At 50.0% G+C, this 14,358-nt stretch carries 16 protein-coding genes and 1 tRNA gene; 4 read left to right on the top strand and 13 right to left on the bottom strand.

Annotation, left to right across the window (positions count from 1 at the left end; all coding sequences use genetic code 11):
• Window position 1: 1 nt before the first annotated feature.
• The 13 genes from rplV to ACFPK9_RS06735 form a co-directional block, all read right to left on the bottom strand.
• Window positions 2-343, bottom strand: a complete 342-nt coding sequence (gene rplV / locus ACFPK9_RS06675) for a 50S ribosomal protein L22 (RefSeq protein WP_377094057.1) — start codon at window positions 341-343, stop codon at window positions 2-4.
• A gap of 36 nt (window positions 344-379) precedes the next feature.
• Entirely contained in the window at window positions 380-1,102 is a 723-nt protein-coding gene (locus ACFPK9_RS06680; RefSeq protein WP_377094058.1) for a hypothetical protein, read from the bottom strand.
• A gap of 18 nt (window positions 1,103-1,120) precedes the next feature.
• Window positions 1,121-1,390 carry a 30S ribosomal protein S19 gene (gene rpsS / locus ACFPK9_RS06685; protein ID WP_377094059.1) on the bottom strand — a complete coding sequence of 90 codons (270 nt, stop codon included), beginning with the start codon at window positions 1,388-1,390 and terminating at the stop codon, window positions 1,121-1,123.
• Between the two features lie 37 nt (window positions 1,391-1,427).
• Complete coding sequence (rplB, locus tag ACFPK9_RS06690) at window positions 1,428-2,261, bottom strand: 50S ribosomal protein L2 (RefSeq protein ID WP_377094060.1); 834 nt, start codon at window positions 2,259-2,261, stop codon at window positions 1,428-1,430.
• Between the two features lie 63 nt (window positions 2,262-2,324).
• Window positions 2,325-2,609, bottom strand: a complete 285-nt coding sequence (rplW, locus tag ACFPK9_RS06695; protein ID WP_377094061.1) for a 50S ribosomal protein L23 — start codon at window positions 2,607-2,609, stop codon at window positions 2,325-2,327.
• A gap of 22 nt (window positions 2,610-2,631) precedes the next feature.
• On the bottom strand, window positions 2,632-3,240 hold the full coding sequence (gene rplD, locus ACFPK9_RS06700) for a 50S ribosomal protein L4 (protein ID WP_377094062.1): 609 nt from the start codon (window positions 3,238-3,240) through the stop codon (window positions 2,632-2,634).
• Between the two features lie 28 nt (window positions 3,241-3,268).
• Window positions 3,269-3,916 (bottom strand): 50S ribosomal protein L3, encoded by a 648-nt coding sequence (gene rplC, locus ACFPK9_RS06705; protein ID WP_377094063.1) that lies wholly within the window; start codon window positions 3,914-3,916, stop codon window positions 3,269-3,271.
• A 28-nt stretch (window positions 3,917-3,944) separates the two neighbouring features.
• Window positions 3,945-4,253 (bottom strand): 30S ribosomal protein S10, encoded by a 309-nt coding sequence (rpsJ, locus tag ACFPK9_RS06710; RefSeq protein WP_377094064.1) that lies wholly within the window; start codon window positions 4,251-4,253, stop codon window positions 3,945-3,947.
• A 36-nt stretch (window positions 4,254-4,289) separates the two neighbouring features.
• Complete coding sequence (fusA, locus tag ACFPK9_RS06715) at window positions 4,290-6,437, bottom strand: elongation factor G (RefSeq protein ID WP_377094065.1); 2,148 nt, start codon at window positions 6,435-6,437, stop codon at window positions 4,290-4,292.
• 34 nt (window positions 6,438-6,471) lie between these two features.
• Complete coding sequence (rpsG, locus tag ACFPK9_RS06720; RefSeq protein WP_377094066.1) at window positions 6,472-6,945, bottom strand: 30S ribosomal protein S7; 474 nt, start codon at window positions 6,943-6,945, stop codon at window positions 6,472-6,474.
• Window positions 6,946-6,989: 44 nt separating this feature from the next.
• On the bottom strand, window positions 6,990-7,364 hold the full coding sequence (gene rpsL / locus ACFPK9_RS06725; RefSeq protein WP_377094067.1) for a 30S ribosomal protein S12: 375 nt from the start codon (window positions 7,362-7,364) through the stop codon (window positions 6,990-6,992).
• A gap of 423 nt (window positions 7,365-7,787) precedes the next feature.
• Window positions 7,788-7,862: transfer RNA gene (locus ACFPK9_RS06730), tRNA-Met, on the bottom strand.
• A 99-nt stretch (window positions 7,863-7,961) separates the two neighbouring features.
• Window positions 7,962-8,825 carry an alpha/beta hydrolase gene (locus ACFPK9_RS06735; protein WP_377094068.1) on the bottom strand — a complete coding sequence of 288 codons (864 nt, stop codon included), beginning with the start codon at window positions 8,823-8,825 and terminating at the stop codon, window positions 7,962-7,964.
• Window positions 8,826-8,934: 109 nt separating this feature from the next.
• Here ACFPK9_RS06735 and ACFPK9_RS06740 point away from each other — a divergent pair, with 109 nt between their 5' ends.
• From ACFPK9_RS06740 to ACFPK9_RS06755, 4 genes are all read left to right on the top strand, one after another.
• A complete protein-coding gene (locus ACFPK9_RS06740) occupies window positions 8,935-10,440 on the top strand; it encodes a S10 family peptidase (RefSeq protein ID WP_377094069.1) in 1,506 nt (501 codons plus the stop codon).
• 553 nt (window positions 10,441-10,993) lie between these two features.
• On the top strand, window positions 10,994-11,635 hold the full coding sequence (locus ACFPK9_RS06745; RefSeq protein ID WP_377094070.1) for a TetR/AcrR family transcriptional regulator: 642 nt from the start codon (window positions 10,994-10,996) through the stop codon (window positions 11,633-11,635).
• Window positions 11,632-13,053, top strand: coding sequence for an efflux transporter outer membrane subunit (locus ACFPK9_RS06750; protein WP_377094071.1), 1,422 nt, complete (start codon window positions 11,632-11,634; stop codon window positions 13,051-13,053). The genes ACFPK9_RS06745 and ACFPK9_RS06750 overlap by 4 nt, the downstream gene beginning before the upstream one ends.
• Before the next feature lie 40 nt (window positions 13,054-13,093).
• Window positions 13,094-14,320: an efflux RND transporter periplasmic adaptor subunit gene (locus ACFPK9_RS06755; protein ID WP_377094072.1), complete on the top strand. Its 1,227-nt coding sequence runs from the start codon at window positions 13,094-13,096 to the stop codon at window positions 14,318-14,320.
• Window positions 14,321-14,358 lie beyond the last annotated feature (38 nt).

Genomic DNA, 14,358 nt, shown 5'->3' on the forward strand with positions numbered 1-14,358 from the left:
TTTATGCTTCTGCCTTAGGGGCAAGAGTGATGAAGATGTGGCTAGTGCGCTTACGGATAGCACCTGCGGAACCGCGGGCACGTGGTTTGAAGCGCTTGAAGGTTGGACCTTCACCGACTGTTGCTTCTTTTACGATGAGTTCGTCTGCATCGAGTTCGAAGTTGTTTTCTGCGTTAGCGATTGCGGACTTCAGTGTCTTAGCAATGAGCACAGCTGATTTCTTTGGTGTGAAGGTCAGTGCGTCAAGTGCGGAAGACACAGGAAGACCCTGAATTTCGCGGGCCACGTCACGTGCTTTCTTAGCGGAGACGCGAGCGTATTTGTATGTTGATTTTACTTCCATGGATTTGGTTCCGTTGGATGATTATTTCCTGATTTGTTAATTCGTCTTGATGGATGCGATGTCGCCGAGGCGAACCGCGTTATTGGTGTCTTCGAGTGTCACAACTAAGGCTCCAGATATATCTGGGCGGACCCTAGCTATGATAGCTTCGGCTATTTGGCTGTTCCCGCGTAGGATACGGAATGTCATGCCGATGCGCACTTGCTGCTTTTCCCCAGCGTTCAATACCAGCAGGCCAGATTGGCTGTCGATACTGATGATTTTGGCTTCCTGTAGGTTACCAAACTCCACTTGGGGACGCGGCTTGTGCCTTATTCCGAGCTCGACGTCAAGTCCTCTGATAGCAGATTCTACATTTAGTCGTGCTTCGGCGTCAGCGGCAAAGGCAGTTTTGAGGTATTCACGCACCTGGTCGGTGAGCTTCAGTGCGGCTGTTTCCAGCCTACTGAGTCTATCCTCGAGCACCTTGCGGTTGGCCACCGCCTGTTTGAGTCTCTCATCATCTGTCCCCAGTGGGTAGGTTCCGAGCGCCTCAAGGTCTAGGCGGATTGTCTCCAGCTCTCTGGTGGCTTCTTGCTCTTGCTTTTTGGCGTGAGCAAGGGCCTCTGAGAGCGTCTGATTATGTAATTGAAGGCTGGCTACTTGTTGTTCCAGCCTGAGAAGGCGAGCATCTGTTGATTCATTTTGTTGCGCGCTACCCACTCCAGCACCGAGGAGTAAAGCCCCTGCAAATACTGAAAGTGAAAAAGGAGCGCGCATAAAATGAAACAGACGGGATTACTTCTTACCGATACCTCCGTGAGCTTTGAAGATACGTGTCGGTGCGAATTCACCGAGTTTGTGTCCAACCATGTTCTCAGTTACATAAACGGCAACAAATGTTTTGCCGTTGTGAACTGCGAAGTTGTGGCCAACAAAGTCAGGTGTAATCATTGAACGACGGCTCCATGTTTTGATCGGTTTTTTGTTGCCGCCTTCGACAGCAGCATCGATCTTATCAAGAAGCTTTTGATCCACGAATGGTCCTTTTTTAAGTGATCTTGGCATAATGTTAAATTGGTTAAAGATTCTGTATTGAGTTCAATTACTTGGTGCGACGGGATACGATGAACTTATCGCTGTGCTTGATTCTCTTACGAGTCTTCTGACCCTTAACGTGACCCCAAGGAGACTTGAGGTGCTGACGACCACCACCGGACTTAGATTTACCTTCACCACCACCGTTCGGGTGATCAACTGGGTTCATACACATACCGCGAACTGTTGGGCGCTTGCCCTGCCAGCGTGAGCGGCCTGCTTTACCAGAAACCTCGTTCATGTGATCGCGGTTACCGACTTGACCGATTGTACAAAGACAGTTGTCGTTGAACTTACGGATTTCACCAGATGGCATCTTAACGAGAGCGTATCCTTCTTCACGGTTAGAAAGCACAGCTTCCTGACCCGCGGAACGAGCAACCTTACCACCTGCGCCCGGAACGAGCTCGATGTTGTGAATGCTTGTACCGAGAGGTACGTTCTTAAGTGGTGTTGCATTACCTACTTTAGGTGCAACTTTCTCACCAGCAACAACCTTAGCACCGACCTGAAGGCCGACTGGAGCAAGAATGTAGCTCTTCTGACCGTCAGTGTACTCGATGAGTGCAATGCGGCATGTACGGTTCGGATCGTATTCGATAGCAACGACTGTCGCTTCTACGTCGAACTTACGACGTTTGAAGTCAACGAGACGATACTTACGCTTGTGTCCACCACCGATGTGGCGGCATGTGATACGACCGCGGTTGTTACGGCCACCAGTTCTTTTAAGTGGCTGTAGAAGCGACTTCTCTGGTGTTGATTTTGTAATTTCTTCAAACCCTGGAAGAACCTTATAGCGGTTCGAAGGGGTGAATGGTCTAAATGTTTTTAAAGGCATAATTCGCTATTCCTTTCGAATAATTTCGTTTTGCAGCGTGATTGTTTATCTAGATCTCCTTGCTTAGATGAGATCAAGAGTATCGCCCTCCTTAAGGCGAACGATTGCCTTCTTCCAGTTAGCGGTGCGTCCTGCATCGCTACGGCGTTGGCGTTTCAACTTACCTGCGTAGTTGCAGGTACGGACAGCTTCAACCTTCACACCGAAGAGTTGTTCTACTGCACGTTTGATTTCGAGCTTGTTCGCACGGCGATCAACTTTGAACACGTATTCGTTGTTCTGCTCCGCGAGGAGTGTTGCCTTTTCGCTGAGGCGAACAGTATCGATTACTTGGTAGATATCTTTCATCGTTTTCTATTCGGTTTGTGGTTTAAGCGGTACGCTTAGCGATTGTTTCAAGTGCGCCTTCTGTAAGGACGACAGCATTTGCGTGAAGGATCTGCTCAATGTTTGCTTCTGCAGCAGTGATGAGCTGAACGTTCTTAACATTGCGGCCAGAGAGATAAGTTTGCTCAGTGAACTCGTTAGAGATCACGAGAACCTTCTTAGCGTCTGTGATTGCTTTCACAGCTGCTACGAAGTCTTTAGTCTTAGACTCAGCAACTTCGAATGAAGCGACAGTGAATACTTCACCAGCTTCGATCTTAGATGTAAGAACACGGCGAAGAGCGAGTTTACGAACGCTCTTTGTTACCTTCTTAGAGTAGTCACGTGGCTTAGGGCCGAAGACTACACCACCACCAACGAAGATTGGAGCACCACGATCACCGTGACGTGCGTTACCTGTACCTTTTTGTTTGTACATCTTCTTACCGGTGCACTTCACTTCAGAACGAGTCTTAGTGTTTGCAGAACCGGAGCGGCGATTTGCGCGGTATGCTGTTACAAGGTCGTGCACTGCTTGAGTACCTTTGTGACCTTCAACGAGATTAATGTTAGCAGCTGTTGCGTCTGCTGCTGTAAGTGTTTTAGCTGACATTTCAGTGATTCTTTCTAATTTTTAAGGATTACTTCTTGTTCGCTTTAACACCTGGACGAACGACTACGTAAGAACCCTTATGACCTGGAACTGCGCCAGAGATAAGGACTACGCCATCTTCTTCACGAACTTGAACAACTTTAAGATTCTGAACAGTGCGACGGTATTGACCGTGACGACCTGGCATCTTCTTGTTCTTCCATACGCGACCTGGCCATGTACCAGCACCAATACCACCTGGGCGACGGTGCATCATGTGACCGTGTGAGTCTGGCTGACCTGCGAAGTTATAACGCTTTACAACACCTTGGAAGCCTTTTGCTTTTGTGGTTCCGATTACGTCAACAACTTGGCCATTTTCGAAAAGAGCTGCACCTGGGTGTGCTTCTTCTGTGTTTGGAAGTTGCTCGTCGCTTTCGAAACGAAATTCTTGAATGAGCTTTTTAGCAGATCCATTATGCTTCTTGAAGTGACCTTTGGTTGGTGCGTTGAGGCGCTGTTCCTTCTGGTCGTCGAAACCAACCTGTACAGCTGTGTAGCCGTCAGAGTCAGTAGTCTTAACCTGGAGGAATTCGTTGCCTTTTACGTCAACAACTGTGACCGGGATCATAACACCTGCGTCCTTATCGAACACGCGAGTCATGCCTACTTTTTTACCTAAAAGTCCGAGTGACATAGTAATATTATTTCTACGAGGTTAGGGCTCAGATACGGATTGCGATGTCAACACCTGCTGGGAGGTTGAGCTTTTTGAGCTCATCCACGGTGCGTGCTGTTGGATCTACAATGTCTAGTAGACGCTTGTGGGTGCGGATCTCGAATTGATCTGCTGACTTCTTGTTCTGGTTCACAGAACGGTTAACGCTGAATTTTTCAACGCGAGTCGGCAGAGGAATCGGACCAGCAACTTTAGCGCCTGTACGCTTTGCTGTCTCGACGATCTCCTGAGCAGAACGATCGATCGCACGATGATCGAATGCACGGAGTCGGATTCTAATCTTCTGATTTTCCATAATGAAGATGTGTGTTTTTACCTTATATTTATTAGTTTAATGCACAGGCTCGCCGAACATTTTGTTGACGATGGCCTGTGGTACGGGTTCAAAACTAGCCGGCTCCATTGTGAATGAAGCACGGCCAGAAGAGACTGTTCTGAGTGCGGTCATGTATCCGAACATTTCAGCAAGTGGCACCTGCGCCTTGAGCGTACAAGTTGCACCTTTTGCTTCCATGCCTCCGATTTGACCGCGGCGGCGGTTAAGATCACCGAGAATATCACCTTGATATTCGTCTGGTGTAGTTATCTCAACATCCATAACGGGTTCCAAAAGGAGCGAACTCCCCTGTTCTAGTGCGTCACGCATGGCAAAAATGGTTGCCATGTGGAATGCATTTTCGTTGGAATCAACATCGTGGGCATCGCCATCTACGATATCGACATGAATGTCAACCACAGGATATCCTCCGACCACACCATTAGTGGTGGATCCTTCGATACCCTTGTAGACGGCGTTGATAAATTCTTTCGGGATAGCACCACCGACAACCTTGTTTTCGATAGTGAGTCCTTTCCCTTGTTCGTTCGGGCTAACGAACAGATCGACCTTAGCGTACTGGCCTGAACCGCCAGACTGCTTCTTAAGCACGCCATGGCCTTTAGCCTCGTTTTGGATAGTCTCGCGATAGGCGATCTGTGGCTTGCCAGTGTTAGCTTCCACTTTAAATTCGCGTTTGAGACGATCTACAATAACCTCGAGGTGAAGTTCACCCATACCAGCAATAATACACTGGCCGGTATCTTGGTCAGTCTTCACCACGAAAGTTGGATCTTCTTCTTGAAGACGCGCAAGACCGACTGCCATTTTATCTTGGTCAGCTTTAGTTCTTGGCTCAACCGCCATTGCGATCACTGGCTCTGGGAAAGTTGGTGGCTCGAGAAGAATGTCGAATTTCTTCGTGCAGAGCGTGTCACCAGTAGTGACATTTTTTATACCGACAAAAGCCGCGATGTCACCTGCGTAACAAGTTTCGATCTCAATGTGCTTGTCAGCTTGCATCTGAATCAGGCGGGACACACGCTCTTGTTTACGAGTACGTGGGTTGTACACCATATCACCTTTGGAAATGGTGCCTGAGTAGACGCGGAAAAATACGAGTTTACCGACGAATTTGTCCGCCCAGAGCTTAAATGCAAGCGAGCAGAATTTTTCGTTGTCGTCAGCTGGAGCGAGAACAACAGCGTTCTCATCGTCAGCTTCTTGCCCCTGTGCAGCCTCAATATCCACTGGGCTCGGCAAGTAGTCGACCACTGCATCCACAAGGAACTGAACTCCTTTGTTTTTAAATGCAGACCCGCCAGAAACGGGGATGAATTTGTTAGCAATCGTGAGGCGGCGGATTGCAGATTTGAGATCTTCGTTAGTGATCTCTTCCTCCATGAGGAATTTTTCGCCGAGTGAATCGTCGAGGTCAGCTACCACCTCGAGCAGTTCTTCACGGGCTGTTTCAGCCTCTAGTTTCAAGTCACCATCGAGTTCCTCGATTGTGAAGGTGGAACCAATCTTGTCATCATCCGAATAAATGACAGCCTTTTGGTTAACCACATCAATTTGGCCACGAAGATTTTCCTCGGAGCCGATTGGGATTAGCACGGCCGCGGCAGTAGCGTCTAACTTTTCGCGAACATCCTTAAGAACGTTGTTAAAGTCAGCACCGGTGCGGTCCATTTTATTCACAAATACGATACGCGGGACGTTGTACTTATTGGCTTGTCGCCAGACTGTCTCAGTCTGTGGCTGAACGCCTGCGACGCCGCAAAATACAACGACTGCGCCATCGAGAACACGGAGAGAGCGCTCCACCTCAGCGGTGAAGTCAACGTGACCTGGAGTATCAATGATATTCACACGCTGCTTCTGACCTTCATAAAGCTTGGTGATACCATCGTTGGGTTTTTGAACCCATTCACAAGTTACGGCTGCGGAGGTGATTGTAATCCCACGTTCGCGCTCTTGCTCCATGTGATCGGTTGTAGTCGCACCATCGTGCACCTCACCGATCTTATGAATCATGCCGGTGTAGAAGAGAATTCGCTCAGTAAGCGTCGTCTTCCCCGCATCAATATGCGCCGCAATCCCGATGTTGCGCGTGCGCTGCAACGGGTATGGACGATTTGGTGAATTGAGGTCGGATGACATGAGCTATCTATTCTTCTACGGAGTTATTCTTCAATTAGAAGCGGAAGTGAGCGAATGCACGGTTAGCTTGCGCCATTTTGTGCATGTCGTCGCGCTTGCGTACTGCAGCGCCAGTATTGTTTGCAGCGTCTTTGATCTCGTTAGAGAGAGCTTTGTGCATTGGTACACCCTTTTTATTGCGGGCGAATGTCACGAGCCAGCGCATCGCTAGGGACTCGGAACGATCAGGAGCAACTTCGAGAGGCACCTGGTAAGTAGCACCACCTACGCGGCGGGACTTAACTTCAACACGTGGCTTTGCATTTTCGATAGCGCGTGTGATAACCTCGAGCGGGTCGACTGTATCAACACCTTCGTTAGCTGCTTCGATCGCATTGTATACGATACGCTCAGCGATAGAACGCTTACCGTCCTTCATCACCTTAGCGATGAGTGTGCCAACGAGCTGGCTGTCGTAACGTGCGTCGCGACGATCTTTCTTTGCGTGAACTTTTCTACGGCGTGCCATAATAAAATTTCTATATAAATTGTTAGTTTAGGTGAAGAAGCTGATTACTTCTTAGGCTTCTTAGCACCGTACTTGGAACGGGACTGCTTACGACCGTCGACACCAAGAGTATCGAGTGCGCCGCGAACGATGTGATAACGTACACCTGGCAAATCCTTTACTCGACCACCACGAACAAGCACGATGCTGTGTTCCTGGAGGTTGTGACCTTCACCACCGATGTAAGCCATTACTTCTTTACCATTGGTAAGACGTACTTTTGCTACTTTACGGAGAGCGGAGTTAGGCTTCTTTGGCGTACGTGTCATTACCTGAAGGCAGACACCGCGACGCTGTGGGCAGGCGTTAAGAGCACGTGACTTGGACTGCTCTACTGGTGATTTACGTCCTTTACGGACGAGCTGGTTAATAGTCGGCATTATTGCTTATTGTTTGATTTCTCAATGAAAAACGCCTCGAAACCTAGATCTCGAGACACTTTGTGGGGCGGCGACTCTACCCATGAAACACAATCTGGCAAGCCCTATTTTGGGGAATTTTCAACCTTTCTTCACAAGCATCAATCCTTCATAAATCACTGAATGCCAGCTACAGCTCACACTTCAGAAAAGCATTTATTTAAGCTTTCTTAAACACCTCCTCCCACCAGAACATTTTGCTCTAAGAAATCTGAACTTTTTTCATTTTTCTTCTAAAAAATGCGAATCGCGTAGATAAACAGCGAATTATTCGAGTATTCAATCTGAGCAACATCCACAACTCAGCTTACAAAAGCCCAAAAAATAGAGCCCGCATTGCTGCGAGCCTAATTTGACAATTTGTCGTTTTGAAATGTAAAAAGCTGGTAGCAGGAGCGAGATTTGAACTCGCGACCAATGGATTATGATCCCACTGCTCTACCACTGAGCTATCCTGCCACTTGCTTTTTATAAACCTTCAGGAGACTCCCTCGGGCGGGCAGGGATTTAACGCAAGACCCACTCTCTGTCTACAGAAAAAATGCAGAAATTCTCATTTTATTCTGACACCGCTCTTTCCATCCATTTTAACAAGTCCTTTCGGTATCGCCCTTCCCTGATAAAGAAACAGTTCACATGATTCCCTCCCACCACTGTCATCAGACGCTTAGGTTCCTGCGCTGCTGCATATAATTTCTGAGCTTGCGCAAAAGGAATTGTCTCATCCGCTGTTCCGTGCACCACCAGCAGCGGAACCCCATCGGGAAGTTTTGCCACATATTCCACAGGATCATAGCTCGCACTTACCACCGAACGCGCCCGTGCCCCAGCCACCCGCTCAGCCATATCTCGATACGATGCAAATGTCGAATCCACCACCACGGCAACGAGCGAGTCCGGCGCAGACATCCCGACTGCAGCAATCGATTTTGCACCGCCGAGACTGTGCCCAAACACAATAAGCTTCTCACTGCGCTCACCCGCATAGGCAATCGCAGCCTGCGCATCCTTCACAATTCCAGCCTTGTTCACCTTTCCCTCAGATTGCCCGTACCCCCTGTAATCGTACAGAAACACGTCATAACCTGCATTGATTAACCAATACACAAACACAAAATGGTGCGCCACAGATCCCGCATTACCATGCGCATACACCACCGCTGCTTTCTTTTTACCCTTAGCTGGCATCCACCAACCGTGCAGCCTAACACCGTCTGAAGCCTCAAAAAACACATCTTCGTAAACATAACCATGCTTCTTCGGAGTGAATGGCACATCCCTCGTCGGATAATAAAATAAACTATCGCCCCCCTCCTCCCCCATCATTCCCACAGCAATAGCCGTCAACAGATTACCTTCAGCAGCGACCGAACTCAACAGCCCGATCCACAAAGTAGCAAACAGGGCGGTCAGTCTCATCATCCACATAAAACTATGCATAGCAAAGCCCCCTCTCGACAACAAGTAGTGAAACCTATTCTCCCATTTTATCAATGATGACAAAACCCCCATTCTTTGCTTCACTTACCCCATGCGACCTATCACTCCTTTTGTTAGCCTACTCTTTGGAGCTCTACTAACTTCCCTCAGCATCGCTGAAGAGAAAAAAGCCCCAGCTATCAGCGAGCAAAAAGAATCTGTCACCCGCAGCTCCAGCGTCACCATTGACGGCAAAAAAATCGAATACACAGTCACCACTTCCGAAATGCCACTACGCAATGCCGATGGAGAGGAAACTGCACACATCTTCCACATTGCTTACACCAAAAAAGGAGTAACCGACTACAGCGAGCGCCCCGTCCTCTTCGCCTTCAATGGCGGCCCAGGCTCATCTTCAATCTGGCTTCACCTCGGAGCTCTCGGCCCAAAAATCATCCCAAGCTCAGAAAACGGAACCGCCCCCCTCACTCCGCCAATCACTGTCAAACAAAACCCCTACTCTATCCTCGATGTCGCCGACCTCGTCTTCATCGATCCAGTCTCGACCGGCCTTTCCCGCGCCACAGATCAAGAAAAAGAAAAGAACTTCCATGGAGTCCAAAAGGACCTCGATTCCATGGCCAACTTCCTTCGCCTCTGGGTAACTAAAAATAAACGTTGGAGCTCACCCAAGTATATCCTCGGAGAGAGCTATGGAGCACTGCGCGCAGCCGGACTCTCAGAAAAAGTTGAACAACGCTATGGCATGCAACTTAACGGAGTAATACTCCTCTCAGGACTGCTAGACTACCGTACCATTAGCCCAAGCCAAGGCAATGACCTCGCCTACATTTCATTCCTACCCAGCTTAACAGCTACAGCCCACTTTCACGAAAAAATTAAAGGAGACCGTGACTCGCTAGTCAATGAAGCTAAAGAATGGGCAGCCAGCGACTATCGCTCCGCACTCCACCAGGGCCACACCCTCGATCCACAGACCAAACAAACCACAGCGCAAAAGCTATCCTACTTCACTGGGCTTCCCACGGATTGGATTATTAAAAATCACCTGCGCATCCCTAGTTTCAAATTTCGTAAAGAACTCTTGCGTGATGAAAATAAAACACTCGGACGCTTCGATGGTCGTATTGCTTGGGAGTCTTTTGACTCCAGCACCGAATACCCTAGCTACGACCCATCTTATTCGGTCGTCTACGGACCAATCTCCACAGCCATGCTAGACTACTTGGGAACAAACCTCGGCTGGAAAGACGAGCGAGTCTACGAAATCCTCACAGGCAAAGTGCACCCATGGGACTGGGATGCTACGAACGAATACGTCAATCTCAGCGAATCACTCGCCAACGCCCTTAAGCACAACCCTAAGCTCCGCGTATTAATCCAGTGCGGCTACACCGACCTAGCCACACCGCCATCTGGAATCCTCTATAGTGTCGACCATATGCTACTCCCACAAACACTCCGCAAAAACATTTCCATCGCATGGTACGATGCTGGTCACATGTTCTACCTCAACCAGCCAGATTTAATAAAAATGCGCAAGGACCTCGTGGATTTCATCACCGCATCAAAAGATCCGAATACAAGCAGCCATTAATCCACACACCTCATGAGCCCCACCTGCATCACCTTGCGCGTGCTGCGCCAGTGGCTAATCCCTTCTATCGCCCTTTATCCAACAAGCTCAAAGTCAGGAAGCTTGAAGCTTTTATCAAAGAATAAATCAAGTGGTGCGTAGAGCCCGAAATAAACAAACTATCCATCGTCACCAACCGTCTTGAGCAAGTTACTCTACATCTATTTCGGAGCCTTGGCACCAATGCAGTAGTCAACCGAGCCTTCGTCGCTTGTCTTCAGCCCTTCAGGTCAGGCAACGAGACTTACATCGCTAACCTAGACAGATTTTTCTGAGTAAATAGCTAGCAGTTCACCTAACGTTCACTAACAACTTTTAAATGGGTTTTCTAGTCTATTCCTTACGCCAACACTCGATGTAATTCCAGCAATCTAAGAAAACCCAACTTTAGCGGAATAATCTCCACTCACCAGCTTCTGACCCAGCAACACCTCGTCAAGACGCCCCTCCCAACTCTACAGAATTCTCTATTCAGTACTTGCATTCTTAAAATTACTGAATACCTCTTCAAAAAATGAATCTCGATTCAGAAAATGAACACCCCGTCAGAAAACCTTCTGACAGGCGCCAGCGCAAACGCGAAGAAAAGCGTTTATCCATCATGGCTGCAGCGGAACGCGTCTTCCATGCAGGAGATGTCACAAACACTTCTATGGAAGAAATAGCCAGAGAAGCCGACGTGGCAGCCGGCACTCTTTACAATTACTTTTCTGGGAAAGAGGCGCTCTTCATGGCTGTGTTCGAACGTAAACTTTCTGAGGTCTTCAGTGACGCTACCGCTCAATGGACCAGCGACACCCCGTTTAAAGACCGCTTGGGCAAGATCATTCGCCTACACCTCGGCTTTATTCACGATCACAAAGGCTTCTACGAATACCTCCTCAGCTTAGGTCAACCCGACTACACCCAGCCCGGCACATTTTCGGTCATCATCGACCTCTGCGAATCTCACCTCGAACGCCAAACTGCCGCATTTAAAGCTGCTCAGGATAAAGGTGAAATCTCCGAAGCTCTCCCTCCTCAATTTCTCTCTCGTGCAATGCGCAGCCTCTGCTGGGGCATGGCATCCGATGCCGTCAACCGCCGCAAAACACACGATCTCAACACTCAAGTCGAACCCATTCTTCAACTCTTCTGGAAAGGTATCACACCGTGAAAGCACTCTCACCACTACTCGTCGCACTTTCTCTCACTGGCTGTATGGTCGGCCCCGATTACCAAGGGCCCGACAACTCCGCCGTTCCTGCTGAATTTGATAAAATTCCTAAGGGATGGAAAGCCGCCTCGCCCGCTGACCACCTCGATCGAGGCGATTGGTGGAAGCGCCTCGGCGACCCTAAACTCAACAGCCACATGAAGGCTGTCGAAGCCAGCAACCCGACCGCAACCGCTGCACTCGCCCGCCTGCGCCAAGCACGTACCGTCACCGAAGCCGCCCGCGTAGGCCTTCAACCACAGCTCGACTTCAACCCGGCTGCTGGCTCAGTTCGCTCCTCTCAAAACATTTTCCGCTCACCACAAGCCGTCAACCAACAAGGACTCACCAACGACTCCTTTGCCCTCCCACTCGACCTCGTATGGGAAGTTGACCTCTGGGGACGTGTCCGTCGTGAACAACAAGCCGCCAATGCCAACGAACAAAGCGCAGTCGCCGCCTACAATGGCGTCATTCTCAGCCTACAGGCAGAACTCGCTTCATCCTGGTTCGCCCTCCGCGCAACCGACAGCGAAATCGATGTGGTCAAATCCACCATAAAACTCCGTAAGAACGCAACCGAACTGCTCCAACACCGTTCTGACGAAGGAGCGGGCGATGATCTCGACACCGCACGAGCAGATGCCGAACTCGCGTCCACCGAAGCCGATCTCGCCACCCTGCAACGCCGCCGCGCAGAACTAGTGAGCGGCATTGCCCTCATTCTAGGCAAACCTGCACAAGGTTTCAAACTCGCCCACTACCCACTCGAAGCTAACCCGCCTCGTATCCCAGTAAGCTTGCCGTCAGACATCCTAGAGCGCCGCCCTGACATAGCCTCCGCCGAACGTGATCTCGCAGCAGCCTCCGCTCTCATCGGAGTCAACAAGGCCGCTCTCTTCCCTCAGATTAACCTCGATGCCACACTCGGCCTCGCCAGCCGCAATGCCAGCGACTTACTGCAAACATCAAGCAAAGCTTGGAGCTACGGCATCGACGCCAATGTCCCGATCTTGCGCCGCACCATTCTCAAAGCAGAAGTAGCCCGATCTGAAGCGCGATACGACGAACTGCTCTCCGACTACCGCCAGACCGTCCTCGTCGCCTTACGCGAGGTCGACCTCTCACTCAGCTCACTGAAATGGCTCAGCCAACAACAAAGCGCCGTCGATCGACAAGCCGCCGCTTCTACCAAGGCTGCAAAACTCTCTAACACACGCTACCTCGAAGGGCTCACCTCGCTGCTCGAATCAATCGATGCCGAGCGTACTCGCCTTCAAGCACTGCGCTCCCAAATTCAGGTTCGCAACCTACGCTACGCCACCACCATCCAGCTCATGAAAGCTCTCGGCGGCTCATTCAAGTCACCAAATACATAATTCATCTCTTCTATTCACCACCTCTAACTCACGCGAAACCATGCGCAAGTTCACTAAATCTATCTCATTCCTTCTTCTCGCCAGCTCGCTCTTCAGCGTTTCCTGTTCTGAAAAAAAAGAAGAAGCCGCCTCCGCGCCTCAGGGCATGCCACCACGCAATGTCGAAGCCACTAAAGTTGCTCGCTCAACCATGACAAACATCCTGTCACTTGTCGGTTCAGTCGAAGCCAATGAAACTGCCGACATCCGCGCCGAAATCTCAGGCAACCTCGAATCCATCCATTTTAAAGAAGGACAAAAGGTCAAAGCCGGCCAGTTGTTAGCAAAAATTGACGACCGAGAAATCGCAGCCCAGCTCACCGAGACCGAAGCTCAGCTCAAGCTCGCAAAACAAACACGCGACCGCTACCTCCGCCTCATCGAAAACCGTGCCATCCCACAGGCCGACCTCGACCAAGCCGAATCCTCACTCTCCACCCTCAACGCCACCGCTAAACGACTGCGTGTACGGCTCTCAAAAACGGTCATTATCGCGCCATTCGACGGCACTGTCGGCGCCCGCAATGTATCTCCTGGCGACTACATTGATCAAAGCAAATCGATCACCAACGTCATCGACACCTCAAAGCTTAAAATCAATTTCCAAGTCCCTGAGCGCTACTACGCCCAACTCGAACAAGGGGGGCGCATCGACATTCGCAGCTCCACTACCAATGGCAGCAAAACCTCTGGTAGCATCTACTTCATCTCCACTGTCATCGACCAAGCCACCCGTTCAACCCAAGTCAAGGCGTGGATCGAAAACCCACCAAAATCGCTCTTCCCAGGAATGTTCACTAACGTCGACCTCATCCTCGAAGTTCGCGAAAACGTCCTCGTCGTCCCTGAGCAAGCCCTGCTAGCATCACCACAAGGAGACGCCCTCGTCGTCATTGGAGAAGGACAAGATGGCGCCCATCCAGTCACCATCACTCCAGTACGCACCGGCCTACGCAATATCGGCATCGTGGAAGTAGCTCCTCTCCAACCTGACTCTATCAAAGAAGGCACACAAATCGTCGCAGCGGGCGTCGGAGCTCTTCCACTTTTCCCAGGTGCTCAAGTCATTCCACTGCCAATGCGCCCTGACCCCATCCGCACTGGTTCTACTCTCCAAACTGGTTCCTACGAGGAAATCCTCAACCCGCCAAGTAGAGACAAAACCGAGGAACAATCTGAGCCAAAATCTGAAGCACCAGCTCCAGAGCAAAACGGTGAAGAACAATAACCCCGTCCTCACCGCTGACAGTCACTCTCGCAGCCAAC

The sequence above is a fragment of the Rubritalea spongiae genome, from assembly GCF_042652385.1.
Taxonomy (GTDB): domain Bacteria; phylum Verrucomicrobiota; class Verrucomicrobiia; order Verrucomicrobiales; family Akkermansiaceae; genus Rubritalea; species Rubritalea spongiae.

Excerpts from the sequence above, each read along its gene's own strand:
- rpsJ (WP_377094064.1), bottom strand. The coding sequence starts at position 4,253 with ATGGAAAATCAGAAGATTAGAATCCGACTCCGTGCATTCGATCATCGT.
- rplW (WP_377094061.1), bottom strand. The coding sequence starts at position 2,609 with ATGAAAGATATCTACCAAGTAATCGATACTGTTCGCCTCAGCGAAAAG.
- ACFPK9_RS06735 (WP_377094068.1), bottom strand. The coding sequence starts at position 8,825 with ATGATGAGACTGACCGCCCTGTTTGCTACTTTGTGGATCGGGCTGTTG.
- rpsG (WP_377094066.1), bottom strand. The coding sequence starts at position 6,945 with ATGGCACGCCGTAGAAAAGTTCACGCAAAGAAAGATCGTCGCGACGCA.
- rpsL (WP_377094067.1), bottom strand. The coding sequence starts at position 7,364 with ATGCCGACTATTAACCAGCTCGTCCGTAAAGGACGTAAATCACCAGTA.
- rplV (WP_377094057.1), bottom strand. The coding sequence starts at position 343 with ATGGAAGTAAAATCAACATACAAATACGCTCGCGTCTCCGCTAAGAAA.
- rplC (WP_377094063.1), bottom strand. The coding sequence starts at position 3,916 with ATGTCACTCGGACTTTTAGGTAAAAAAGTAGGCATGACTCGCGTGTTC.
- rplB (WP_377094060.1), bottom strand. The coding sequence starts at position 2,261 with ATGCCTTTAAAAACATTTAGACCATTCACCCCTTCGAACCGCTATAAG.
- rpsS (WP_377094059.1), bottom strand. The coding sequence starts at position 1,390 with ATGCCAAGATCACTTAAAAAAGGACCATTCGTGGATCAAAAGCTTCTT.
- rplD (WP_377094062.1), bottom strand. The coding sequence starts at position 3,240 with ATGTCAGCTAAAACACTTACAGCAGCAGACGCAACAGCTGCTAACATT.
- ACFPK9_RS06745 (WP_377094070.1), top strand. The coding sequence starts at position 10,994 with ATGAATCTCGATTCAGAAAATGAACACCCCGTCAGAAAACCTTCTGAC.
- ACFPK9_RS06740 (WP_377094069.1), top strand. The coding sequence starts at position 8,935 with ATGCGACCTATCACTCCTTTTGTTAGCCTACTCTTTGGAGCTCTACTA.
- ACFPK9_RS06755 (WP_377094072.1), top strand. The coding sequence starts at position 13,094 with ATGCGCAAGTTCACTAAATCTATCTCATTCCTTCTTCTCGCCAGCTCG.
- fusA (WP_377094065.1), bottom strand. The coding sequence starts at position 6,437 with ATGTCATCCGACCTCAATTCACCAAATCGTCCATACCCGTTGCAGCGC.
- ACFPK9_RS06680 (WP_377094058.1), bottom strand. The coding sequence starts at position 1,102 with ATGCGCGCTCCTTTTTCACTTTCAGTATTTGCAGGGGCTTTACTCCTC.